The organism is Oceanobacillus indicireducens, from assembly GCF_014647195.1.
Classification (GTDB): domain Bacteria; phylum Bacillota; class Bacilli; order Bacillales; family Amphibacillaceae; genus Oceanobacillus; species Oceanobacillus indicireducens.
On record NZ_BMOS01000030.1, the window covers coordinates 1 to 24,895 of the forward strand.

Annotated in this window: 25 protein-coding genes and 1 pseudogene; 6 read left to right on the forward strand and 20 right to left on the reverse strand. The window is 40.3% G+C overall.

Going from position 1 to position 24,895, the window contains the following annotated elements:
- From IEX94_RS15650 to IEX94_RS15670, 5 genes are all read right to left on the reverse strand, one after another.
- Positions 1 to 915 (reverse strand): PTS transporter subunit EIIC (locus IEX94_RS15650; protein ID WP_188858744.1); only part of this gene is annotated, 915 nt, incomplete at its 3' end.
- Between the two features lie 57 nt (positions 916 to 972).
- On the reverse strand, positions 973 to 1,422 hold the full coding sequence (locus tag IEX94_RS15655; protein WP_188858746.1) for a PTS sugar transporter subunit IIA: 450 nt from the start codon (positions 1,420 to 1,422) through the stop codon (positions 973 to 975).
- 22 nt (positions 1,423 to 1,444) lie between these two features.
- Entirely contained in the window at positions 1,445 to 2,611 is a 1,167-nt protein-coding gene (locus tag IEX94_RS15660; RefSeq protein ID WP_229782749.1) for a mannitol-1-phosphate 5-dehydrogenase, read from the reverse strand.
- 36 nt (positions 2,612 to 2,647) lie between these two features.
- Positions 2,648 to 3,208: a 6-phospho-3-hexuloisomerase gene (hxlB, locus tag IEX94_RS15665; RefSeq protein ID WP_229782750.1), complete on the reverse strand. Its 561-nt coding sequence runs from the start codon at positions 3,206 to 3,208 to the stop codon at positions 2,648 to 2,650.
- Position 3,209: 1 nt separating this feature from the next.
- The gene (locus tag IEX94_RS15670) at positions 3,210 to 3,914 is read right to left on the reverse strand and encodes a ribulose-phosphate 3-epimerase (protein ID WP_188858749.1); all 705 of its coding nucleotides are present in this window, start codon (positions 3,912 to 3,914) and stop codon (positions 3,210 to 3,212) included.
- Positions 3,915 to 4,079: 165 nt separating this feature from the next.
- On the opposite strand from IEX94_RS15670, the gene IEX94_RS15675 reads away from it, so the two are divergent.
- Complete coding sequence (locus IEX94_RS15675; RefSeq protein WP_188858751.1) at positions 4,080 to 4,829, forward strand: DeoR/GlpR family DNA-binding transcription regulator; 750 nt, start codon at positions 4,080 to 4,082, stop codon at positions 4,827 to 4,829.
- A 475-nt stretch (positions 4,830 to 5,304) separates the two neighbouring features.
- Here the strand turns inward: IEX94_RS15675 and IEX94_RS15680 are convergent, their stop codons facing one another.
- Both IEX94_RS15680 and IEX94_RS19875 read right to left on the reverse strand, forming a co-directional pair.
- Positions 5,305 to 5,586, reverse strand: coding sequence for a hypothetical protein (locus tag IEX94_RS15680; protein ID WP_229782751.1), 282 nt, complete (start codon positions 5,584 to 5,586; stop codon positions 5,305 to 5,307).
- Positions 5,587 to 5,593: 7 nt separating this feature from the next.
- On the reverse strand, positions 5,594 to 5,659 hold the full coding sequence (locus IEX94_RS19875; protein ID WP_229782755.1) for a zinc-ribbon domain-containing protein: 66 nt from the start codon (positions 5,657 to 5,659) through the stop codon (positions 5,594 to 5,596).
- Between the two features lie 506 nt (positions 5,660 to 6,165).
- Between IEX94_RS19875 and IEX94_RS15685 the strand changes: the two genes are divergently transcribed.
- A complete protein-coding gene (locus tag IEX94_RS15685) occupies positions 6,166 to 6,813 on the forward strand; it encodes a beta family protein (protein ID WP_373290847.1) in 648 nt (215 codons plus the stop codon).
- On the opposite strand, the gene IEX94_RS15690 is transcribed toward IEX94_RS15685, so the two are convergent.
- The 7 genes from IEX94_RS15690 to IEX94_RS15720 all read right to left on the reverse strand — a co-directional run bounded on the left by IEX94_RS15690 (position 6,808) and on the right by IEX94_RS15720 (position 14,941).
- Positions 6,808 to 7,377 carry a sce7726 family protein gene (locus IEX94_RS15690; RefSeq protein WP_188858753.1) on the reverse strand — a complete coding sequence of 190 codons (570 nt, stop codon included), beginning with the start codon at positions 7,375 to 7,377 and terminating at the stop codon, positions 6,808 to 6,810. The two genes, IEX94_RS15685 and IEX94_RS15690, sit on opposite strands and share 6 nt — an antisense overlap.
- 520 nt (positions 7,378 to 7,897) lie before the next feature.
- On the reverse strand, positions 7,898 to 9,388 hold the full coding sequence (locus IEX94_RS15695; protein WP_188858755.1) for an aldehyde dehydrogenase family protein: 1,491 nt from the start codon (positions 9,386 to 9,388) through the stop codon (positions 7,898 to 7,900).
- A gap of 17 nt (positions 9,389 to 9,405) precedes the next feature.
- Complete coding sequence (gene dapA, locus IEX94_RS15700) at positions 9,406 to 10,299, reverse strand: 4-hydroxy-tetrahydrodipicolinate synthase (protein ID WP_156857738.1); 894 nt, start codon at positions 10,297 to 10,299, stop codon at positions 9,406 to 9,408.
- Between the two features lie 21 nt (positions 10,300 to 10,320).
- Complete coding sequence (gene nhaC, locus IEX94_RS15705; protein ID WP_188858757.1) at positions 10,321 to 11,745, reverse strand: Na+/H+ antiporter NhaC; 1,425 nt, start codon at positions 11,743 to 11,745, stop codon at positions 10,321 to 10,323.
- Positions 11,746 to 11,802: 57 nt separating this feature from the next.
- Complete coding sequence (locus tag IEX94_RS15710) at positions 11,803 to 12,720, reverse strand: proline racemase family protein (RefSeq protein WP_188858760.1); 918 nt, start codon at positions 12,718 to 12,720, stop codon at positions 11,803 to 11,805.
- Position 12,721: 1 nt separating this feature from the next.
- Positions 12,722 to 13,759 carry a proline racemase family protein gene (locus tag IEX94_RS15715; RefSeq protein ID WP_156857740.1) on the reverse strand — a complete coding sequence of 346 codons (1,038 nt, stop codon included), beginning with the start codon at positions 13,757 to 13,759 and terminating at the stop codon, positions 12,722 to 12,724.
- Positions 13,760 to 14,941, reverse strand: coding sequence for an NAD(P)/FAD-dependent oxidoreductase (locus IEX94_RS15720; RefSeq protein ID WP_156857741.1), 1,182 nt, complete (start codon positions 14,939 to 14,941; stop codon positions 13,760 to 13,762).
- Between the two features lie 163 nt (positions 14,942 to 15,104).
- Here IEX94_RS15720 and IEX94_RS15725 point away from each other — a divergent pair, with 163 nt between their 5' ends.
- From IEX94_RS15725 to IEX94_RS15740, 4 genes are all read left to right on the forward strand, one after another.
- On the forward strand, positions 15,105 to 16,817 hold the full coding sequence (locus IEX94_RS15725; protein ID WP_188858761.1) for a sigma-54 interaction domain-containing protein: 1,713 nt from the start codon (positions 15,105 to 15,107) through the stop codon (positions 16,815 to 16,817).
- Positions 16,818 to 16,881: 64 nt separating this feature from the next.
- Complete coding sequence (locus IEX94_RS15730) at positions 16,882 to 17,154, forward strand: (2Fe-2S)-binding protein (RefSeq protein ID WP_156857743.1); 273 nt, start codon at positions 16,882 to 16,884, stop codon at positions 17,152 to 17,154.
- Positions 17,151 to 17,489, forward strand: coding sequence for a (2Fe-2S)-binding protein (locus IEX94_RS15735; RefSeq protein WP_156857744.1), 339 nt, complete (start codon positions 17,151 to 17,153; stop codon positions 17,487 to 17,489). Before IEX94_RS15730 ends, IEX94_RS15735 begins: the two co-directional genes overlap by 4 nt.
- Positions 17,482 to 18,687: an NAD(P)/FAD-dependent oxidoreductase gene (locus IEX94_RS15740; protein WP_188858762.1), complete on the forward strand. Its 1,206-nt coding sequence runs from the start codon at positions 17,482 to 17,484 to the stop codon at positions 18,685 to 18,687. Before IEX94_RS15735 ends, IEX94_RS15740 begins: the two co-directional genes overlap by 8 nt.
- A gap of 457 nt (positions 18,688 to 19,144) precedes the next feature.
- Here IEX94_RS15740 and IEX94_RS20395 read toward each other — a convergent pair.
- From IEX94_RS20395 to IEX94_RS15770, 6 genes and pseudogenes are all read right to left on the reverse strand, one after another.
- Positions 19,145 to 19,384: pseudogene (locus IEX94_RS20395) on the reverse strand (family 4 glycosyl hydrolase); the annotation flags it as partial.
- Positions 19,385 to 19,548: 164 nt separating this feature from the next.
- Positions 19,549 to 20,529 carry an aliphatic sulfonate ABC transporter substrate-binding protein gene (locus IEX94_RS15750; RefSeq protein ID WP_188858763.1) on the reverse strand — a complete coding sequence of 327 codons (981 nt, stop codon included), beginning with the start codon at positions 20,527 to 20,529 and terminating at the stop codon, positions 19,549 to 19,551.
- A gap of 20 nt (positions 20,530 to 20,549) precedes the next feature.
- Complete coding sequence (locus IEX94_RS15755) at positions 20,550 to 21,302, reverse strand: ABC transporter permease (protein WP_156857747.1); 753 nt, start codon at positions 21,300 to 21,302, stop codon at positions 20,550 to 20,552.
- On the reverse strand, positions 21,235 to 22,077 hold the full coding sequence (locus IEX94_RS15760) for an ABC transporter ATP-binding protein (RefSeq protein WP_188858764.1): 843 nt from the start codon (positions 22,075 to 22,077) through the stop codon (positions 21,235 to 21,237). Before IEX94_RS15760 ends, IEX94_RS15755 begins: the two co-directional genes overlap by 68 nt.
- Positions 22,078 to 22,124: 47 nt before the next feature.
- A complete protein-coding gene (gene cysK / locus IEX94_RS15765; protein WP_188858788.1) occupies positions 22,125 to 23,054 on the reverse strand; it encodes a cysteine synthase A in 930 nt (309 codons plus the stop codon).
- Between the two features lie 1,000 nt (positions 23,055 to 24,054).
- Positions 24,055 to 24,783: a zinc ribbon domain-containing protein gene (locus IEX94_RS15770; protein ID WP_188858765.1), complete on the reverse strand. Its 729-nt coding sequence runs from the start codon at positions 24,781 to 24,783 to the stop codon at positions 24,055 to 24,057.
- Positions 24,784 to 24,895 lie beyond the last annotated feature (112 nt).

Sequence of the window (24,895 nt, forward strand, 5' to 3'; positions counted from 1 at the left end):
ATCAAATAAACTGAAAACTGCAATTCCTGACATACTACCAGCAATCATGGCAATTATTGTCAACGGTTTCATCAGTACATATGGGAAATATAATTCATGGATACCACCAAAGAAGTGAATTATGATAGCACCAGGTGCTGTTCGTTTTGCAGCCTTTTTCCCAAAAACACTAAATGCTAATAGTAAGCCTAGTCCTGCTCCGGGGTTTGATGCTACTGTGAAATAAACCGACTTTCCTGCTTCAAGTGTTTCTTGCATTCCTAAAGGATAATAGATACCTTGGTCGATGACATTATTTAAAAATAACACTTTTGCCGGTTCATTAATAAGAGAGAGTAATGGTAGGAAACCAGTCGCTACCAAAGCCTCTATAGCCACAATTACAAAGTTATTTGCTGATTCAATAACTGGTCCGATGAAATAAAAGGAAATAACCATTAATATAAACCCTATAATACCTATAGAGAAATTATTTACAATCATTTCAAATCCAGCCGGTATTTTATTCTCAATTAGCTTATCAAATTTCTTAATGATCCAGCCACCTAAAGGACCAATAATCATAGCCCCAAGGAACATCGGGATATCAGAACCAACAATTAGCCCGATTGCCCCTATAGCACCCATTACTGCACCTCTTTGGCCGGCAACCATTCTTCCTCCTGTAATGGCTAACATTAGAGGAAGTAAATATTTAATCGCTGGGTCTACGATGGAACCGAGGTCTTCGTTAGGAAACCAACCCGACGGTATGAACAAAGCGGTTAGTAAACCCCAAGCTATAAATGCACCAATGTTAGGAAGTACCATATTAGTTAGAAAGCCACCAACGGCTTGAATTTTCGCTCGCAAGGATGGCTTATTTGTGCCATTTGAATTATTTGTTTCATATGCTAAATTCTCTGTACCTGCCATTTCTATTTCCCCCTATCCTATATGAATACAAATGATTATTCGTTACATCCAAAGAACCTATTCTTCTTCCTCTGCCCGCTGAATAAGTTCGATAATTTCCTTTTCCGTTTCGGCTTTTTTAAAGCTTTCCATGATATCATCATCGATCAACATAGAAGAAAGATTGGAAATCAACTCCAAATGGCCATCACTATCTTCTGCTGCTAATACAATAAGAATTGAAACTTCTTTATCCTCCGGGTAGAGAACTGGATTTTTTAATTTCAGCATGGAGACTCCGGTTTTTTTGACTGCTCCATTATTTTGTGCGTGAGGCATAGCAATTCCAGGTACGATCACGATATAAGGACCATTTTTATGAATATTGTCAATCATATCCTGGATATATTGAGATGTAATCAAACCTTCATTCAGTAATGGTTGGGCAGCTTTTTTAATCGATTCCTCCCAAGAGGAAACACTATCAATAAAATTAATATTACCTTTTAAATAATTACTTAATTGCATGATTTTTCATCTTCCTTTCTGTTTAAAACGGAAAAGTACCCTTCTTTAATTGTTTATAATTCTCTTTGATTTTATTCTGAAGATGCTCATTCTCAAGTTCTGTATAATGGGTAATCGCTTTATCAATCCCATACTCACCTATGAATTTTTGCAAAGTCACAGATTCCTCATCTACGGGATTATAAAATAAAAATCCAGCAGCAATAGCAACAGTTAAGCGTTCAACAGGAAGTCCCATATCAAATAATTCCCTTGTTGGTTTGACTAGCCGTTCATCAAAACTTAATTTACGTATTGGATTTCTGCCAACTCGAAACACTTGATCATTTATGTTTTTATTTTTAAATCGCTTTAAAGTCTTTTCAATAAAGTTAGTCATTTCCTCACGATTAAAACCAAATTTTGTTTCAACATATTGTGATGCTTCATCCATTGTTTTACTAATGAAATTCGTCCTATCTTTATTTTCCAACGTTTTTTGAATCGTGGAGTTTCCAGAAAAAAATCCGATATAGGCTGTTGCCGCATGTCCCATATTTACGATATATAATTTTCTTTCTATATATGGTTGTAAATCTTCCACGTAAATAGCATTTTTTATAGATGGTGCTTTAAAATTAATCATTTCAGATTTGTTAATGATCCACTCGTAATAAGGTTCCACTAGCGTTCTTTCACCTTCATCCCTTGTTTCGGATAAAGATAGACGGTCAATAGCTGAGTTTGGAAAACCTGCAATCCCATTGATTTCTTGTATCTCGCTCTCAGAAAGCTGTTTTTCCATTTCCTGTTTTAAAGTAGTGCTCGCATTAATTGCGTTTTCATTTGCGATCACATCAATTTTACGCTTGTTTTCCTTTACTCTCTTTAACAACCCCTTTGACAGAATCGGGGCAATCCCGGATAAATTATTTATGCCAACAGATGTGGTGATGATATCTGCATTGACGATTGCCTCTATCACTTTTTCTTTTTGGGTATTGCTATTTAAAGCAGATACAGGGGATATGGTTTCAACGGTATGGTTATCATCCAATAACTCAACATGATACTTGTGTTTTGCATTAAATTGGTCTACTGCTTGTTGATTCACATCCACGAAACAAACATGATATCCAGTCTTATTTAATAATTTGCCAATTAATCCTTTACCAATATTACCAGCGCCAAAATGCAATGCTTGCATCATATGAACTCCTTTACTTCTCTATTTAAATACCTCAAACTACTCTAGGTTTGCGTGATATCTCCATAGTTCTTTCATATCAATATTTTGTTCTTTAATCATCATTAATGCCAGTGTGTCACCAAGTAATAGTAAGCTTTGTTCAAATAAGCTAGTCATAGGCTGTACAGATTGGATTTCACCGGGTAAACTCAGCTTAGAACTTACAGGAATTTTAATAAAACAATCCGTATATTCTTTCATGGAGCTCTCAGGGTTTGTGCCAATATGAGCTACTCTTGCATGGTTGTCCTTTGCTTTCTTGGCAATAATTAATGGGAAGGCAGTTTCGCCACTTCCTGAACCCACGATTAGTAAATCTTTTTCCGTAATTGCCGGTTCTGTTATTTGTCCGACGAAATACGTTTTTACGCCAAGATGTGCAAGCCTTTTTGCTATCGCCTTCAAGGATAATAAAACTCGGCCAACGCCCACAAAGAAAACCTTCTCCGCCTTATTTATTTCATCTAATAACGAATAGATCTCTTCTTCATTTACCTGATTTAAAGTCGTTGTTAATTCGTCGGTAATTTTTTTTGCAGTTTCAACATAACTGATCAATCTACTTAGCCTCCTTATAAAACCCTTTTTCAATCGCTTGTTCTACTAGTTTTTTATTCTCTGCCAAACTTTGGCCCTTTAAAAACAAGCTAGTACTTCCTGCTACTAAAATATCGGCACCAGCTCTCACTAAATCCGGAATAGCTTCTAACGAAACCCTACCATCTACTTCTATCTTTGTACTTAATTGCTTTGTTTGAATTAATTCGTATAAATCTTTTACTTTTTGTATTGAATAAGCCACTTTTTGCTCGTTTTTATCAGTTGCAAATCCTGGATTTATAAGCATAAGCAAAATAGTATCGCACTCTGGCAAGACGTAATCCAGTACTGTCAATGAAGTTGATGGATTCAAAGCCACCCCTGCTTTTATACCATTTTTCTTTATTAATTGAATGTTACGATCAATATGTGTGCTCGATTCGATATGAAATGTTATTTGCTGAACACCTACCTTGACCATTTCTTCTATAAAAAACTCATTGTTATGAGACATGATATGAACATCAAAATTCATGTCAGTTATTTTCCTTAGTTGCTTAATCGTGTCAATTCCCAATGGCATACTTGGACTAAAATGCCCATCAATTAAATCTAAATGAAGTGTATCAATCCCTTCCTTTTCAATTTCTCTTATGCTTCTTTCCAAATTGCACAAGTCTGCACTCATAAGGGAAGGTGCTATTGTAATATTCTTTTTATGCACGTTTGTGCCTCCTTTTAATGCGCTTATGCGCTTGTTATATTCATTTTAGTGCGCTTTCATGCATTTGTAAAGAGATTTTACTCACTTTTTTTATTTTTATGCATGTTTATGCCTTTTTTTGTCTTTTATGTTAAAATAGAAGAGATTAGTTAGGAGGTTATAACAATGTTGAAAAGAGAACGACAAGATAAAATTTTACAAATCATAAATGAAGAACACAAAATAATTGCCAGTGATTTAAGTAAACGATTATCAGTTTCAGAAGATACTATACGCAGAGATTTGAAGGAATTGGACAATCAAGGACTTATTAAAAGAGTCCACAGTGGTGCTCTAAGAATAGGTCCCCCTATTGTTGACTTTTCAGTTAGAGAAAATATATCCAATGAAATTAAAATGAAGTTGGGAAAAAAAGTAATTGATATTTTAAAAGAGGATATGGTAATACTAATCGATGGAGGAACAACAAATTTACATTTAGTCTATCAAATTCCATTAGATTTTAAGGCTAGTATCATAACAAATAGCCCGCCCATAGCTATGGCTCTAAGGAATCACAAAAATATAGAGGTAATTATGATTGGTGGAACATTATTTAAACAGTCGATGGTGAACTTGGGAATAGACACTGTCGAGTATTTAAATAATATGAGATGTGATTTATATATAATGGGTATTTATAACATCAACCCACAAATTGGAATAAGTGTACCCACTTTATCCGAAGCATCGGTAAAACGAAAAATGGTTTCTATTTCAAGTGAAATCCTAGGTATGGTAACCTCGGATAAATTAGATACAGCTTCAAACCATATCGTTTGCCCCGTGAACAAATTAACGTATCTCATAACAGAAAATATTAATTCAGATCTAAAATCAACCTATAACAGCGAGGAAGTTATCTTTATCGATTGATAGAACATTGAGTACGATGATAAATACTTGTCGCCCCTTTCACATTTCTTTTTAGAAGTTTTAGGCATAATTATCTCATTGTCCTTTACTTGATGTTTTTGCCGATTGATTGCCTTTGATATTTGTTGGTACTTCATATTTCATGGATTGTAATTTTCAAAGGCTGCAAAAATGGCTACTTGTAAAAAAGTCAAGTGAAGGGGTGGATAAATTTAATTCTGTTCGTTCGGAGTTGGCACAATCTATGTCCGGAGATTTCATTCAAAAAGTCGATAGCCCAAAATTAAAAACATCCCAATCGAGGGATGCTCTTAGCTAAGTTTATCTTTTATTTCTTTTAACGATTTCTTAACAGTAAGATTAGAGTAACGAGAAATTCTATATATGAAAAATAAACCCACCTTGGTTCGCTTTGTTAAGAGGCGTGGTGGGTAAAATTATAGTTATAATACCTTAGCACGATAAATTTGTACGTTTAATATTCCGCTGAAGCCATACCTAAAAGGATTCCCAATATCGCTCCGGCAACTCCCATAACCATAAGGATAGTACCATGGTTCTCGTTTTGTTTATCACTTTTTCTCAGCAAATAACCCATTATAAAAGCGCCTGCTCCAAATATTATCGGAATGAATAATAATGAAACGGCAAAGAAAAACCACCCTAATATTTTGTATACTAAACCATCACTTTTTGTTTCATTACCAGCTACCGATTGATTATCGAGTACTGCGGAATTTTGTGCCACATCTTCCATTATGCTTTTATCCACAGGAAGAACAGTAATTAGCATCTTGATCGATCTGAACACCACATTTAGGACAAAACATAACGACTCCTCCCTAAGATTTTATTGCTGCCTCTAAATAAATGGCAGTATGTTTAATATACTTAAACGATGTAGATATAATGACAATATTTAAGTTGATTAAACACGGCACTTTATCTTTACTTTGAGATGCAATTTTAACATTACTATTCTTAGGGAGGAGTCAAAAGCTGTAACCCCTCTATCTTGGAAGCGCAACTCAAATGAATGACTCAATGGGCTAACTCCAAAGCAAAAAATTCAAAAAACTGCAAAAATTGATCGAAAACTTCCGCACTGCTATGCGTAAAAAGTATACACATCACTATCCAGTGCATCTAAATTCTACTTAGCATTTCCAGATTCAGGCTTGCTTTGTCATTTTCAATTTCGTGTCGTGACTAGGCATCCATAATTAATAATATCAAAAACACTCCACACGGTTTCATCACTATCTTCATCCCAAAAGGCAAATAATTCCGTTATCTTTCCATTTATTGCTCCGTTATAGAATCTAATAAGTCAGATATTGCTATCAGAGTTAGATGTCATGACTTCAGTAGCCCAATTGAAGATGTATTAGTAGAAAGAATTACAGATAAAATTATCACACAAGCTACAAATAAAAGATTCATTATTTTGCTAGACTTCTATGATTCTGCAATTAATGAAGAAAGAATAACTACTTCACTTAAAAACTTTTCATTATTAAATCCAGACGAAATTGTTTTAATCCTTACCTCCTGTCCAGAAAATGCGGATACTGCACCAGCCAACTCCTTTTCCCTTATCCAAAGTAGAGATGATATAAAAATGTACTTTAAATTAAAAAAGAAATATCCTGATTTAAAATTTGGAGATTACACAGTGAGATTAAGACCTGCTCCAGATAGTGCGAGGATAAATTACTACAATACTTACCTTAAGATTTTTTATTCTTCTGAGGATGATTACTACATCGGAAAATCCACATTAATAGAAAGAAATGGTATTGAGACTTTTAAAAATGTCTGCCAAGAAATAGTGGATAGCGATGTATATAAAAAGCCTGATTTTTCTCTGGGTGATAAAGCCATATATGATTGTGCCAAAGGAATACTTGAGATTAATAATCACTCTAAGCCAATAGAATATGGAATTAACCACCACATTGAATTAATGATTAAACAATTATAAATCCGCTCTCCAATTTTCCCTGGTTTTTAACGATCTATATACATGCTGTTGAATTGTATAAACATCGGCTTCTCTTGAAAAAATTTCTAGAAGCTGATGTTTCTTTAATTTCTTCATTTTCTTAGGGTAGCCCATTACATCAATAAAATCTTCCAGATCTTCCTTCCATAACAAACTAAGTAGTGTATCTTTATCTTGGGTAGACTGCTTCCTTCCTTTTCTCTTCTCGATTAGTCTTGTAGCATCCCAACTAATTATCTTTATTCCCCACCATTTGGGAACCATTTCAAGAATTTGTTGATAATATTTCCTTGATGATACAATTGTCATACGTTGAAATAGTTTATTATAATATGATATTTGTCTTGGTAACCTGTCGAGTGTGTCATAATCACTTTTAATTTCGTAGCCATGAATAATTCCGTTTACCACAGCGACATCCACTCTGGATTTCCCATTATTTATACCTAATTCATTTATTATCCTAGTATTTGGATCATCACGATACTGAGATTGAAGTTCTTTATCTAATAATTTCCTTACCCCTTTATCATTCAAAAGCATTTTATTCACCTCTAATATATTATTATAAAGGTTATAATAAATATCAAGTATATATACTCTTTGAAAGAATTGTGACACGCATTCTGACTAAGCCCCAGCACTTCCAGACTATAATATGCATTTTGTAAATCGAGGCTTTATTTCTCCACTGTGGCTCTATTTCAATATATCCTTCCTAATTACCCAGGTGAAGATAAGAGATGCTGGTGGATGTTCATAATTTATCATCGACAAAGCTAAGTATATTAATTATCCTGAATTATTCATAGAAAAATGCAACTAGCTCTTAACCCTATAACCGCCAATCAACTGTGCAGTTATAAAAAGCATAATAAAATAAGAACCCATTTCTAATAAGGTCAAATTGCGAAAAATAACCAATAGACAGGGTTCTTAAGTTGTACCGTAAATAACACTTAATCTCAATCGCAAAGTAAAATTGTCCGACGACGGAGGAGAATTATCCCCAGATGCTGATGGAATTTTTCCGGAATTTGATAGAAAAAATCAGTTTTTCATACTACCTCTCAATATTCACAAACACACTCTTCACTTCTGTATAACTCGCAAGTCCATACTCTCCACCCATTTCTCGGCCGATTCCTGACTTCTTAAAGCCACCAAATGGCATGGTTTCCCATTCCAATCCAAAGTCATTGATCCACACCGTCCCGGATTTCAGCTTTTTCGCGATATAATGTCCCGTCTTAATATTTTCTGTCCAGACACTTGCGGCAAGGCCGTAATCACTGTCGTTTGCCCGGCGGATTACTTCTTCTACATCATCAAAAACGAATACCGACATGACTGGCCCGAAGATCTCTTCACGTGCAATTACCATGTCATCCGTAACATCAGCAAATATCGTTGGTTCTACAAAGAAACCTTTGTCCTTTCCTTTTCCTCCTCCAGTAACAAGCCGAGCACCTTCTTTCTTGCCCTGCTCAATATAATCCAAGACACGCTTCTGCTGCTTGGCAGAAACAAGCGGACCCATGTTAGTATCCGGATCCAGTCCAGAACCGAGGCGGATTTTCTTCACCCGCTCTTCCAGTGCGCGTAAGACCGTATCATAGTGCTTGCGGTGGACAAAGATTCTTGTGGTAGCGCTGCAGTTCTGTCCATGATTATACATCGTCCCATTAAATGCACCCTCAATCGCTTCATCCAGGTCTGCGTCTTCCAGAATAATGCTCGGGGATTTTCCTCCGAGTTCCAGCGTTATGTCCTTCACCTGATCAGCCGCTCGGTGCATGACTTCTATACCAGTAGCAGTAGATCCGGTAAATGCAATTTTATCAATTCCCTCATGCGTTGTAAGTGCGTTTCCTGCAACCGGTCCGTCGCCAGGAATGATATTTACTGTCCCATCCGGGAAGCCTGCTTCTTTAAAAAGCTGTCCGACATAAAGCAGGGAAAGCGGTGTTTCCTGAGCTGGCTTAATGACGACAGTGCATCCGACAGCAAGCGCGGATCCAAGCTTCCATGCAGCCATCAATAACGGGAAATTCCACGGGATAATCTGACCGACCACCCCAATTGGCTCATGAACGGTATAGGTCACATAATTTGGAGAAACTGATGTCGTTTTTCCGAGTAACTTTGTTGCCCAGCCCGCATAGTAACGGAATTGCTCAATCGTCCCATCGATATCATCCGTAATCGCAATATGATAAAGTTTGCCGTTATCCAAGGCTTCAAGCTGTGCCAATTCTTCCCGGTGTTCTTCTAAAAGGTCTGCAAATTTATATATCATGCGGGAACGCTCTGCGGCCTCAAGGTCGGTCCATTCGCCTTCATCAAAAGCTTTTCTTGCTGCCTGAACAGCTTTATCAACATCTTCTGCCTGCGCTTCACTAACGGTGGCAATTACCTCTTCTGTCGACGGGTCGAGTACTTCAAACGTTTTTCCACTTTCTGATTCCACGTAATCACCGTTAATATAGAGACCTTTCACACCTTCTAAAAACTCTTGTACTCTAGGCTTCAAATTATAACCTATAGTTTGCATACTCTTTCCCTCCTTTTTTATTGTTTTACAACATCAAGACTTCCCATCAATTCAATCAGCTTCGCGTCTTCTTCCTCCGTGAGCCCTAATCTCGGTTTGCGGCATGGTCCTCCAGCAAGGCCTTTCAGTTCCATTGCCCTTTTCGAAAGCTGCACATACTTTCCAGACTCCTCCAGGTAATTACAAAGCGGAAGCAGCCGATCATACAGCCCCCATGCCTTGTTTAGCTCACCGCTTTTTACATGTTCATACAACTCAGTCACGAGTCCCGGCACAATATTTCCAGCTGGAGAAATCCACCCGACTGCTCCGACTAAGAAGGACTCCAACGCAAGGTCCTCAGAACCACAGAACACTTCAATATCTCCTACTCCCTGCCTGGCAATATCTCTTGCTTTTGTAATGTCGCCACTTGATTCTTTAATGTGCGTGATATTAGCGACATCCCTCCCCACCTTTAAAATCGTTTCTGTACTAATATCGACACCTGATGTAAATGGATTATTATAAATCATAATAGGAAACTGAACCGATTCAGCAACCGTTTTGAAATGCTCATAGATTTCATGTTCTTTCGGGTGAGCGTAATAAGAGTTAATCAGCAGTGCCGCATCTGCACCTGTTTTTTCCGCCTGCTGTGTATATTCGACCGCATCAGCTGTTGTCTCTGCCGCCGTCCCTACAACGAGCGGAATCCGGCCGTTCACCTGATCGACCGCTATCTCAACCGCCTTAAAGCGCTCCTCCTTCGTCAAGCTGACAAACTCTCCCGTACTGCCGTTAATCGCGATTCCAGCAACACCTTCCTCAATAAAGTGCTCAATGTTTTTCCTGAATCCGTCCCAGTCAATTGCACCATCCTCAAGCATCGGGGTAATTAAAACTGGAAATACACCTTTAATTTTACTCACTTTTTTTCCTCCTTATATTCATTAATTTCCTGATACAACATTTTCAATTGGTTTCTCGTCTTTTGCTTCTTCCGTTCTCCAGATAAATGTATTCGTATAGCCATAAATCAGAGTAATCAGTACGACAAGCAAGTTAAACCAGACAAATGGCAAGTAGCTGAGCGTCGGCACACCGAGCGCTGCTGTCATGAATACCCCACCGTCAGACCACGGGACAAGCGGTGTGGTGACTGTCCCTCCAGCTTCTGTGTTTCTTGAAAGTACACGCCGGTCAATTTTCATCCTATCGTAGTTGTCTTCTGTAACTTTTGTTGCTGTAATTAATGAAACATAAGCTGCCCCAAACACATTTCCCATGAATCCACTTATGACAGTGGATGTTGTAAGTCTGCCCGGATTGATTGCCCATCTCGCAAGGAAATCTCCTACTGCGCGAATAATGCCGATTTTCGCCATGAGACCGCCAACTCCAAGCGCAAGGATAATTAAAGCAATAACATCCAGCATAAAAACAATCCCGCCGCGGTTTAGCAATTCATCAATGAACGCTATCCCCGAAGTAATTTCACTGCCTGCATACATAATATTGATCGCACCAAGGAAAGGTACACCTTGGAAAATAAATGCCCAGATGGAGCCTAATAGTGCGCCGAACATGATAACTGGAATCGAAGGCATTTTCATTGCCAGCATTACCACCACCACGACTGCAGGAAGTAGCATATACCAGGCGATATTAAAATGTTCCTTCAAGGAAGCCATTATGGAAGTTGCAGCACTCAGATCACCGCTTCCCTGATAGAAGAAACCGACAATCAGAAATAGTGCACCAGCAATTACCCAGGCCGGAATACTGACCCGAAGCATGGATTTAATATGTTCAATGATATCTACTTTTGCAAGAGACGCAGTCATTACCGTAGTATCAGAAATAGGTGACAGCTTATCCCCAACATAACATCCGGAAATGACAGCACCCGCAACAAGCGGAGGAGGGAAACCGAAGCTTGCTCCAATCGCCATCATCGCAATCCCCGCTGTTCCTGCAGAGCCGAAAGAAGTTCCTGTTACGATAGATGTCACTGTGCAGATAAAGAAAGCTGCCAAGAGAAGAATGCTTGGATCAATAATTGACATTCCGTAATAAATTATCGAGGGCACAATACCACCGGCAATCCAGGTACCGATTAAGGCACCAACGGTAATCAGAATCAATACTGCTTCGAGCCCATCATAAATCCCTCTCAGGAGTCCATCCTGCATCTGTTTATAGCGATAGCCAATTTTCAGTCCGACCGCAATGATAAGAAACCATGACACCAGCAATGCCAGGTGAATTGGCAGTTCAAAGAGCACAATAAAAATAAACATCACTGCCCCAAAGCCAATCAGCGCAAACAATATCTCGCCACGATTCGGCAGCCTTAATGCCTTCTCAGATTTCATTTTTTTCCTCCTCTTTATATGGAATTCCTGTACACCCTGCTGGTCTCTGCTCCATGTTTACGTTAAGATAAACCCATCCCGCAGCGGATCCGTTTCATCAAATAAGAATTCATGCGTACCGGTTACAATTGCCCGGAGTAGCACGGAATAACGCTTCTCATCTTCCGGAAGTGTTTCTGCAATAATCGGCTCATCAAAAACACTTCTGTTTTCCAACCACCCCATTTCTGGATACGACTTGCGCAATACTGCAAATAACGCAATCGTGCTGTCAACTCCGGCAGAGCGTGTGATACTGCCGTCTGATTCAAACGTTACGGAACGGGCAAGCCCCTGCTGTGCGGCGGCAAAATCCGCAAGAATTAAACCCGTAAACTCCTCCTTTGCTGCATGCCACTCCTCCACCGTCGTTCTGCCCCATCTTGTTACCTCTGAAATAAAAGTTGTAGTTAACTCAGGAACTTCTTCCGTAAACGGGAAAACCAGATACTTTCTTTGGCCAGCTACTGTCACTGCCTCGCAGACCGGCATTTTTTCAATAGGGCCGACCTCATCTGTTTCAAATTGCACCTCCTTTACTTCTCCATTTATAAATGAAGTGTTCAGTTCATAAATACCATGTACCGTTTCCACCCGGTAGACACCGCTTTCATTTTGACGAATATTTCCTGTTTCGAGCAGTGCAGTAAGTGCAGCCGCAAGCCCCGGATACTTAAACGTCGCTCCGTCATGGCTAAAGAAAAACAGTGAAAAATCTGCATGACGAGATGAAGTAACGATACAGCCTGTCATCCCTCTGTGTCCCCGCGGCTCATTGATAAGCAATGCCTTTTCACTAGCGAAGGAAGTCTGCAAACGTTCATTATTTGCATACACATCCCTTTCATTCAGCCGAATTGGGGATTGGGTTACAATGCGAAATGGCTCGCCTGCAACATGGGTGTCGATTGTAGAAAACATTTTAGACAGATTCATTCTATACCCCCTCCCTTGATTGGTCTTGCATTGGCGGAATCAGAAGATAGCCTTCACGGAGCGGATCACTTTCATCATAGTAAAAGCGGTGCATCCCCATCATCCACGCTGATCCGGTCACCTCCGGAATAACAGCCTCATAGTCTTTGATTTTAATTGCTTCGAGGATTCGGGCTCTGAATAAGGATCCGACAATACTTTCGTGGATAAATTCCTCCCCGACACCAAGCTCTCCTCTTACATACATGGTCGCTATTTTTGCGGATGTACCGGTGCCACATGGTGAACGGTCAATCCCGCCTGGCGGAACAACCACCGTATTCTTCACATCTGCATCGGGGTGGACCGGGTCAGAGAAGAACTCGATATGTGTCAGGCCCTGAATAAATGGGAACTCCGGATGTACGATATTTTCAGCCTCATTAATCGCATTACGGATGGTGATGCCTTTTTCAATAATAGTCGAAGCGTTATCCGGCTCTAAGGAAAGCCCGAGTTTTCTTGCATCTATAATCCCGTAAAAATTCCCGCCGTATGCGATATCACATTCCACTCTGCCGATGCCACTGACGTCGATTTCAATGGACTTCAGAAGGAAAGAAGGAACATTCGCAAATGTCACTTCCACCGCTTTCCCTCCACTTACTTTAATTTTTGTCTCGACAAGTCCGGCTGGTGTATCGATCTTGAGAAACGTATAAGGTTCTTTCACTTCTATCATGCCTGTCTCAATAAGTGCAGTGCAGCAGCCGATTGTATCATGCCCGCACATCGGTAAATATCCTCCCGTTTCAATAAAAATCACACCAATATCTGCATCCGGATGACACGGATCCACAAGCAGGGCCCCGGACATAACGCTATGTCCGCGTGGCTCGTTCATTAAAAATTTACGGATCCAGTCATAATGCTCATGAATATAGAGCATTTTTTCTGACATCGTGTCTCCTTTCAGTTCCGGCAGACCGCTGATCACCGTCCGTGTCGGATTACCTCCAGTATGTGTATCAATTGTGGTAAACAGCATGTCAAATTTCATTTAAACTTTCACCCTTTCTCTGAACCTGTCATAGCGAAGTGGCTCGATTGGTATCGTTTGTTCTTCACCGGAGAGCATCTCCTGAATGACTTTTCCAGTTATTGCTGCAAGACTGATGCCATCCCCCTCATGCCCTGCCGCCACATAAAAACCAGGCACTTCATCAATATGAGAAATAATCGGCAAGTGATCTTCCGTCCAGGGTCGTAAGCCCGCATACGTACGGATGACCGTCATATCGCGTATTTTCGGGAAAAAGCGCATGGCCCGATTTGCCATCACCTTTGTCACATCCCAGTTTACGGTGGTATCGTATCCGACAAATTCCCGGCTGCTCCCAATCAGGAAGTTTTGCGCAGCAGTCGGTTCGAACACGAGTGCAACACCATATTTCTTTGTCTCTTCATCTACCTGCCGTTCTCCACCAAACTTGGAAAGCAAGTAACCAAACTCCTGAATTTTACGGATACCGACCGGTTGTTGCCTTGAAGCAACGATAATTTGTCCTTTCCGCGGGCTAATCGGGATCTTCACCCCGACCATTTCGCCGATAAAGGGCGCCCAGATTCCCGCGGCATTCACTACTCTTTTCGCCGTATAGTTACCCTGGGTCGTTTCTATTATAAATTCTCCGCTTGTTACTTTTTTGAGGCTGGTCACTTCCGTATGTGTATGAATGCGAGCACCTAGTTTCTCTGCCTTGTGAAACAAAGAATATGTCAGCATATAAGGATTTACTGTTGAATCTGTTTTACATTCCAGCCCGCCAAGCAGATCATCAGCGAAGTATTTGGATTCATTCAGCAGGTCTTCTCTGTCAATCATCCGGAATTCAAGTCCCGCTTCAACCTGACGTGCAACCCACTTCTCTGCCGCTTCCATTTCTTCTTCATTTTCACAGACAAAGATACTTCCCGGATAACGGTATTCAAAGGGTATTTCCAGTTCACTGCTCAACTCTCGTACCAGCTTTTGGCTGGCAAAAGACATCTGGCTATCAAAGCCGGGATCTTTATCAATTGCAAGGATATTTCCGTCACACCGGGAAGAAGTGCCGCCTGCAAGCTCTCCTTTTTCCAGAACGGTTATTTCCAGTCCTGCCTTGGTACCATAATAAGAAATAGCTGCACCGATAATACCTCCTCCAATGACGACAATATCCCGATGAGAATTATTGTTCATTGCACCCCTCCTTTCATTCCTGACACTCTGTAAATAGTAATGCAAATAACGTGCCAACTTAAATAACAGATAATAAATAGTCTTATTGCTTTTTCTATAGATACATGTCAAAATATTTTTAAACTTGTCAATATTAATTGACACTTTGAAAGGAGTAGCAAACATGACTTTTTCTCTAAAATTGGAAGAACTAATGGATACCAATGTAAGCGTTTTACAAAGTGAGAAAGATAGAGGGAAAGAGCTGCTGGAAAAGGTGAGAGCAGTGCAGCCCGGAAAGGTAGTTATTGAGAAAGATGGCACTTCTTATCTTGCGGAATTCGATGAGGAGACCGGAGAACTCCTCTTCCTCTCCTGTAAAAAAATAAATGCTGCCACAGCTGATATTAGCAAGCTGCTGGAGGAAGTGGAGCATGTGGACCGTTTCTTAATTTATGATGGAAAACGGTGCAAAGGGTTTATCGATGCACCGAGACTTGCACGCAAGCTCTTTCAATCCTATCAGCGAATGAATGCCTACTTGACCACTATTTTAGAGACCATTGACAGCTCCTGTACGGTTATTGATGCCAACGAGAATGTGCTGATCTGGACCAAAGGAGCAGAGGACATTTTCTCTGTTAAGCGTGAAGAGATTATCGGCAGGAAGATTACTGATTTCTTTCATCGGGAACAACTTGAGCTTTTAAGAACATTAAAAGACGGCACCACCCTTTACAGGAGCCAGCATAATGCAAGAGAAAACCTGGTGGTGCTTATTAATTCTAACCCGGTTTATCTTCAGGATAAAATTATTGGTGCGGTCGTGTCCGAAGTGGATATAACAAGTCAAATCCAGCTTAATAATGAATTGGCCAATACAACAGAAAAGCTGTTTCATTTGGAGAATACGGTCAAGAAATTAACAGCTACCGAAGAACCATTCGCTGAGATTAAAGGCAACAGCACTTTATTAAAAAATACGAAGAAAATGATAAAAAAGGCAGCAACGACCAACACTAATGTGCTAATTCACGGGGAAAGTGGTGTCGGGAAGGAACTATTCGCAAAAGCCATCCACATGCTCCGGGAAGGAAATGATGCTCCTTTTATTGCAATCAACTGCGGGGCTATTCCCTCCGCTTTATTCGAGAGTGAAATGTTCGGCTATGAAAAAGGAGCATTCTCGGGGGCTGATCAAAGAGGAAAAAAGGGGAAAGTGGAACTTGCCAAAGGCGGCACCCTTTTTCTCGATGAAATTGGAGAAATGCCACTTGATATGCAAGTGAAAATCCTGCGTCTCCTTCAGGATCATAAGTTTTTCTCTGTTGGGGGAACAAAGGAAAAAGAAGTGGATTTCCGGGTTGTTGCTGCAACGAATCGCGACTTGAAGGAAGAGGTTCGGAAGGGAAATTTCCGAGAGGACCTATATTATCGGCTCAATGTTGTCAGTATTGAAGTGCCTCCACTCCGCAAGCGTCCAGAGGATATTATTGAACTTACACATTACTTTTTATACGAAACATCCGTTAAATATAACAGGCCAATTCATGGTATTTCTCAAGGTATCATGCAGGCTCTTCTGAAACATGAGTGGCCTGGAAATATTCGTGAATTGAAGAATGTCGTGGAACGGCTTGTCGTTTTTTCTGAAAGTGGAGAAATCAAATCAGAGTACCTTCCGTTCGAACCCAATAACCATGCTCCGTACAATGACTCTCCGCTGAAGCATTCGGAGGGGCTTTCTCTAAAAGAAAGACTTCAGTTTACTGAACGAGATATTATTTTAAAAGAACTAAATAAAGCGAAAGGGAATAAGCAGACCGCTGCTAAAAACCTGCAGATCACCCGTGCAACTCTTTATAACCGGATGAATAAATTAGGACTGGAATTATAGACAGAAAATAGTTGGCACAATTCTTGCATTGTAATTCATGAAAAGGAGAGAAGGAGTGGATTGCATGCAAAATGAAAAAATGATTGTTTGCCGTTGTGAAGAAGTGACATATAAAGAATTAATGGAAACGAAAAAAACCTATAATTGCTCCGCACGAGAACTAAAATTGCGAACTCGGGCAGGAATGGGCTACTGTGGTGGACGCACCTGCCGTGGCATGATCGATAAAATTGCCATGTTTCAGGATAGTCCGAAGAATAATAAAGAAGTTTCACTAAAATATCAGCCACCGATTCGTCCGGTCAGCTTTACTGACTTAGGAGGGGTGAAACAATGAAGCAGCGAATCATCGATCACCCAGTACTTGGAAAGATAGAGGAACGAAAGTTAATTACATTTAGGTTCAATAATAAAGAATATCGCGGATTTGAACAGGAGTCCATTGCAGCGGCACTGCTCGCCAATGGAGTACGAACCCTGCGTCATCATGAAGAAAATGGCACTCCCCGAGGTATTTATTGTAACATCGGCCATTGTTATGAATGCAGAGTGGCAGTCAATGGTATACAAGGTGTACGCGCTTGTCTGACCCCGCTTCAGGAAGGTATGGTGATTGAAAGTGGCGGACGGCTGCCAACTACGGTAAGAGATTGGAGGTCGGAAGATGAATAAGGTAATTATTATTGGTGCAGGACCATCCGGTCTCGAAGCAGCGATCACGTGTAGAGAGCAAGGACTTGATGTACTTGTCCTCGATGAGTATATGATAGCGGGTGGAAGGCTTCTCGGACAGCTCTATGAACAGCCGGACGGTACCTGGTGGAATGGTCTGGAAGAGTCGAAAATTCGTTATGAAAAAGCGCTGGAGCTCGGTACCCGTTTTCTGCTGAATACGCCTGTAAATAATATTGTACAAACAAACGAGCATTGGACAGTTTACACGGATACAGAGAGCTTTACTGCTAAGCATCTATTGCTTGCAACCGGGGCTGCGGAAACACCGGTACCTGTTCCCGGCTGGACGCTGCCCGGGGTGATGTCAGTTGGAGCGGCTCAGGTGATGACAAATGTACATCGAGTAAAGCCCGGAAACCGCGGAGTAATAATTGGGGTTAATGTGCTCTCTACGGCGATTGCGATGGAACTAAAACTTGCCGGGATAGAAGTTGTCGCTATGACACTTCCTGTAAACAGCCAGGTTACAAATGAGTCATCACAACCCAAGGAAGTAATGAATTCACTGCTTCATGTCTCCCATATGGCCCCGTCCAAATTTATTAAGCTTGGCAGCAGACTCATGAAAAATGATTTTATGAAAAATATGGGTGTTACTTTTTTCCCGAAGACTGGAGTGAAAATCTGGGATATTCCGATTCAGCTTCGGAAAGCGGTTGTAGAGATCTATGGAGATAATGAAGTTCAAGGTGTAATAGTTGCGACAATTGATTCGAAAGGTGATGTTGTTGGAGGATCGGAGGAAAAGATTAAAGCTGATTTCGTCTGTATTGCCGGTGGTCTCTACCCGCTTGCAGAATTAGCGGCAGTTGCCGGTTGTTCCTTTTATTACAGCGAGGAGCTCGGTGGCTACGTTCCATTACATAGCGAGCGCATGGAAACAAATCTCGATGGCCTATATGTTGCCGGGAATATAACCGGAATCGAGGGAGCCAAAGTAGCCATCGCTCAAGGAAAGACTGCAGGCCTGACGATAGCACATCATGCAGGTATTCCTGGACTTGAAAAGGACATTCAGACTTCCATCGAATCTATTGAAAGAGCCCGCGACAAAGCCTATATTCAATTCCATCCAGGAGTTAAAAAAGGTAAAGAACTCCTGCTTGCAGAATGGCAAAATCGGTTAGGTGAGTAGTGCCTGTCACATCCAATAGCTAACAATCGAACTGTCCCTCTATACATCTGCATCTATTCAGGCAAAAACATTAAATTCAACTTATATAATCAATTAAATTAAAACGAGTCATTGAAGCAAAGTGTTTCAATGACTTGTTTAATTAACTTACTCAACTTTTGCAGAGTAAAAATAATGTCTAATCGTTACCTGTTATAATATTTGCGGTACTTGATTATGCTCCTTGACAAGATGTGATTATAAAAGAAAAACACCTCCACTTTTGGTATAGTTTAAATATCGAGAAAAAACGACCAAATAGAAGAGGTGCCTCCTACTAAAGCTATGAATAATTCAAGGTAAGATTTATTTTGCTACATGTAACGCTTGTTCAAGCACTTTGTCACCTTGGATCATGCCATATGCAATAGAGTCAATGATATCTACTTTAATCCCTTTTGGTTCTACAAGTTTACGAAGCATCATGATAACTACCTGTAATTGCCGCTTGTACAACTAATTCTTCAAAGTTTTCCATCTGTAAAATAATACCTTTTACTGCGCTAGGCAATTTTCCTACTGCAATTGGCTTTGGACCGTCTTTTGTAATGACGCTATTTACTTCAATGATCGCATCAGCTGGTAGCTCTGGAATTGCCCCATTGTTTAGCGTATTAACCGTTTGCATATCCTCCTTGTTGTTATAAATAGAATCCACTGCACGTTGCCAGCTCGCACGATATTCTTCACCTTCCAAGAAGTTCCATGGGCGGCCCCATAAATTCATTTCTTCCCCACATTTTGGACAGTAAGGAATCAATTCATTAGGAAAGAAAAAAGGCATCTTTGTTCCTTCCAATCTGGAACAAAGATGCCCACGAATCACTCCATCCCCTCTAAAATAGAAAGATCAATCATCCCCTCAATATCATTCGAATCAACATATTCTGCCTCTAGACTAATATCCGCCATTTCCTGAATGACTTGTTCATTCACATCTGTCGTTACACGTAGTCTGGAAAAGGCTGCTGCTGTTTCTTCTTTATCAATTTCTTTCCCAGTTAAATCCTGAATATGCTGAATCACAATTTGTTGTGCTTCTTCTGGATTTTCTTGGATAAATTCAACTGCACGTTTATGCGCTTGTAAATACTGCTCCGTGAGCTCGGTATTTTCTTTGAAATCGCTACGGGCAGCTACTACCGTATTGGTTGATTCCTCTCCCCAAGCAAACTCATCATAATCCATCAGCAACTCACCGCCAGCCTGCGTCTCCAAGATATATCCCCACGGCTCTTGTGTTGCTGCAGCGTCTACCGAATTTTGAACAAATAAAGTTGCTGTATCTGCTGGTGCTGCCGCATGCATTTCTACAGTTCCACCACTTGACGTTGCTTCTAAGCCAACTTCTTGTAATGCTTTACGGAGCATCACATCTTGCGTACTACCGATAACCGGAATGGCGACTCGCTTTCCATCTAAATCTTCCAGTGACTCGATGCCACTTTCTTCACTCGTTACAAGTACTGCCCCGCCATTAACGGCACCAGAAATAATATGAAACTCTGGATTTTGCAGATAAATATTTAATAGTGGACCTGGTCCAACCGTACCGACATCGATTTCATTTGTTTGCATGGCTTCCATAAATAATCCGCCATTTGAAAATGTTTGTGTTTCAATTGTGATATCTTCCCCAAATTCTTCTGCAAAATAACCTTCTTCCAAAGCAACAATCGATGCAACATGTGTCAAATTGGGAAAATATCCAATCGTAACGGTATCCTCGTCATTCGAACACCCTGCCAACACTACTCCGATAACAGCGATTGCTAACAACAATTGAACAAACCTTTTCATCATCCTATTCCTCCTCAAGTAATCTAACTGATTCCCCATTTTCGTTGAACGGAACGCTCCAACCGTAAGAATATAAGTTGGTCCATAATCGTTCCAATCACTGCAATAATAATCATGACAGAGATAACGAGATCCATTTGTCCTAAGGAACGGCCGGCATCGAGTAATTGTCCAAGACCACCACTGCTCGCCAGTAATTCTCCTGCCATCAAGGCGCGCCAAGAGAATGCCCATGCAATACGCATACCGGATAATAATTGTGGGACAGACGCCGGGACAATAACTGTTCTTAGAAAATGAAACCCGCTTGATCCATAGGTTTTCGCAACCCGTTGATACAGCCTCGGCACATTTTTAAATCCACTCGATGCATTCATTGTCATCGTCCATGTGGCACCAATGGTTACGATAAAAAGAATTGCGAACTCATTTAAGCCAAACCAAATAATCGCGAGCGGAAACCAAACAATACTCGGAATGGATTGTAATGCCGTGACGAGAAAACCTAATGTATCTTCCACCAGCTTATATCGCCAAATTAAATAACCAAAAATAAGACCTATTAAGGTAGCAATCGAAAATCCAAGGAGAATCCTCCCAATACTTCTGATCACGGCTGCTGTAATTTGCCCATCGATTAATCCAGTAAAAAGTGTCTCCAGGACAAGGAGTAAGCTTGGGAACATAAAGTCTGGCAGCCCGGAAACTCTAGATGTTACTTCCCATATCACCGCTATCACTGCGATGAACAGGATTCGCCTTAAAGCTGTAGTCATCTCCCATTTCCTCCTTTAACACTTTTTCTATTTCTCCCTCTAGGAGGCTTAATATTCTTTGTTCCGTATGTAAAGTAACAGAATCAGGCATGACCCCATCTTTTGTCGTTGGTACGGGAATAATTTCTTTTATTTTCCCTGGTCTTGTTGCAAGCACCACCACTTTCTCCGATAATTGCACCGCTTCTCGAATATTATGGGTCACAAAAAAGATCGTGACATTTGTTTTCCTCCATATTTCGAGCAACTCCCGGTGCAACACCATTCGGGTTTGTTCATCCAATGCGGAAAATGGTTCATCCATTAATAAAATATCCGGTTCCATCACAAGCGCTCTCGCAATCGATACGCGCTGCTTCATCCCACCTGACAATTGGTGAGGGTACGAATCAGCATAATTACTCAAATGCACCATTTGCAAGATATCTTTCGCTTTTTTCTCCATCTCATCTTTGGATTGCCCTTTTATTTTCAAGCCATAGGTGACATTATCGAGCACCGTCAGCCATGGGAATAAACCGTCCTCTTGGAATACAACAACACGGTCCGGGCCGGGTTTTCTTACTTCTTTTCCAGCAACCGTAATCAATCCTTCATCTACTTTTTCTAAGCCGGCAATCAAATAAAGCAATGTTGATTTCCCGCAGCCTGAAGGACCAACAATCGAAACGAAACTCCCTTTTTCCACTTCCAGATTAATATGGTCCAAGACTTCTAATCTTTCATTGTCTTTTAAGGGAAAGCTTTTCTTAATTTCTTTAATGGATAAATACATGTCCTCACCTCCACAACCATCTATTTTAATAGCTTGTTATATGTAAATTACACAGAAAATAAATCACTCGTTAAATAACGCTCGCCACTGTCCGGGGCAATACAGACAACCGTTTGACTTGGATCCAGTCGTTTTGCAACCTTTAAAGCAGCGAAAACAGAAGCACCACCAGAGGGTCCTAATAAAATCCCTTCCTGACGAGCAAGGTCATAAACGGTATCATAAGCATCTTGATCTTCAATTTGAATAATTTCATCATAAATTGACGTATTCAAAATATCCGGAATAAACCCAGGACTCGTTCCAACTAATTTATGTTTTCCGGGTTCACCACCTGACAAGACAGGAGACCCTGCTGGTTCGACGACAATATTTTGAATCTCTGAATCATACGCTTTTAGTGCTTCTCCCGTTCCGGTTATCGTCCCACCGGTCCCAGCAGTACAAACAAATGCCGCAAGTTTCTTTTGTTCTTGCTCCACCGCTTCGATAATTTCTTTTGCTGTTGTAATCCGATGAATAGCTGGATTTGCTTCATTTTCAAATTGCATCGGAATAAAGCTATTTGGTGTCACAGCAGCAATTTCCTTCGCCTTTTCAATCGCTGCCGGCATCTTTCCAGCTCCCGGTGTAAAGACAACTTCAGCACCGTACGCGCGTAATATGTCGACCCTTTCTTTTGTCGATGTATCCGGTAAGACGATAATCGCTCTATATCCTTTAGCAGCGGCATTCATCGCTAAACCAATTCCCGTATTTCCCGAAGTCGGTTCGATTATCGTTGCTCCGGGTTTAATTAATCCCTCTTTTTCCGCTCGTTCCAGCATAGAAAAAGCAGCCCGGTCTTTCACACTTCGGCTAGGGTTAAACAATTCGAGTTTGACGTAAATAGCTGCACCATTTGAATCCGCAATTTTATTTAATCTCACTAACGGAGTTTCTCCGATTAATTCAGCAATATTGTTCACTACTTTCACGGTGGATCTTCCTTTCATTAGGTGAGTAATTGTTATTGTACCACACAAACATCTCTATTCAACCCTAATTACTTGGGTTTATACAAAAAACAAAAGAACATGTTCATTGCCCCGCTACCTATCCGTCATGGACAACGTAGCTGTAAAAACAGATTAAGTACTTGGTATAGCCTCTATTGTACTAATAAGCCTTTCCAAACAAGTTTTAATTTTAATGAATTTCATAATACGTATGTAATGCTTCACCATCACCATATGTAGTTGAGTTAGTTCGTTCCCAACTACATATGGTGATGGAAAAGCCGACTTTGGCAATTATGAAATTAATTCATTTGTTAAAATATTTAAATAATAAGGAAATACTTTATTCAGTGGGGTTATTATAGAAACGTAAATGCGTGATGAAGGGAGAGGTAAAAATGAAATGTAAAGCTTGCAACGATAGTAAATTTGTTGAAGTTCCGGAATTTGAGCAACAATTTACAGTTTGCTTTTCTTGCGGAGAAGTATACTAATACGTTGATTTATCTAAATTAAAAAAGTACCTGCCTCCTCGTCCTTCCAGTCTAATGGTTAGGTAGTACAAATTTTTCATTTTTCCTTCTTATGCGGCCGTTTTTATCTGTATATATTTTAGTCAAGCCTAACTTCTGCGCTTGTTTTAAAAGTTCATGCGTTCGGGAATGGGAAGCAATAATGAAACAATAAGCAGCGAATCATTGCTAGCTCAGTAATATTTAATTTTGCTTCAAAAAATCTGAAAAAAGATAGCCATCGGAAACTATCATTTAGTCTCCTCTAGCTATCTACATTTTATTTACAATAAGAAATGGGTTTACTGCATAAACGTTAAATTAATTTAATGAATTTCATAATACGTATTTAATGCTTCACCATCACCATATGTAGTTGAGTTGGTTCGTTCCCAACTACATATGGTGATGGGAAAGCCGACTTTAGTAATTATGAAATTCATTCAATTCTATGTATTATTGCTTTATTAGTACACATCCGAGATATACCATTTATCACCGTATTGCATCACTTCTACACTCACTAATTCTTCTGCATCTTCGGCATCGATAAAGACGGAGTTGTACTTCACAGTCGCTTCAAAATCGATGTAATCCTCGCCAGTGTCTATCTGTTCAAGATCAAGCAGTTCCATCGTCACATCCAGATTTCCAAGCATCTCCATCGCTTCCATCACATCTTCATCTAGCATTTCCTCCCAAACAAGCGGATCGACATACTGCTCTATTTTCTCCACATCTCCATCACTAAGTGCTGTGAAAAAATTCTCTATCACTTTTTCCGGACTGTCATTAGATCCCTGGAAGATGAAAAAAGCGATCAAAACAATAAGAATCCCGCCGATAATAGAAAGATTTCGTTTGCCTAACTTTTGCGCCTTTTGTTTCATGGAATCTACAAAACTATTTTCTTGTATGGGTTGTACCGCGGGCTGTTGTTGGGGCTCTTGCTTTTGTTTCTCCGACTGATTGGCTTGGGCCAACGCCTCTGCTTGGTCCGTACCTCCTGTTTGCTCTTCTGTATCAGCAATTGTTTGGGACTCACTTTCGCCCTCTCGCTTCGTCCCACAGTTCAGACAAAAAGCACTCTTACGCTCAAACTGCACCCCGCATTCCTGACAAGCTTGGCGCTCCCCGCAATGGCCACAAAACGTAACATCCCCGATTTCTTTGTGGCAATTAAAACATTCATGCATATTATCACTCTTTCTCTAGTATGATTCACCTACATCGAGATAATAATACACATTCCCGGGACTTTTGTAAAGGAAACTATAGACCTTTAGAATCAATTATGCATTTTTCTAG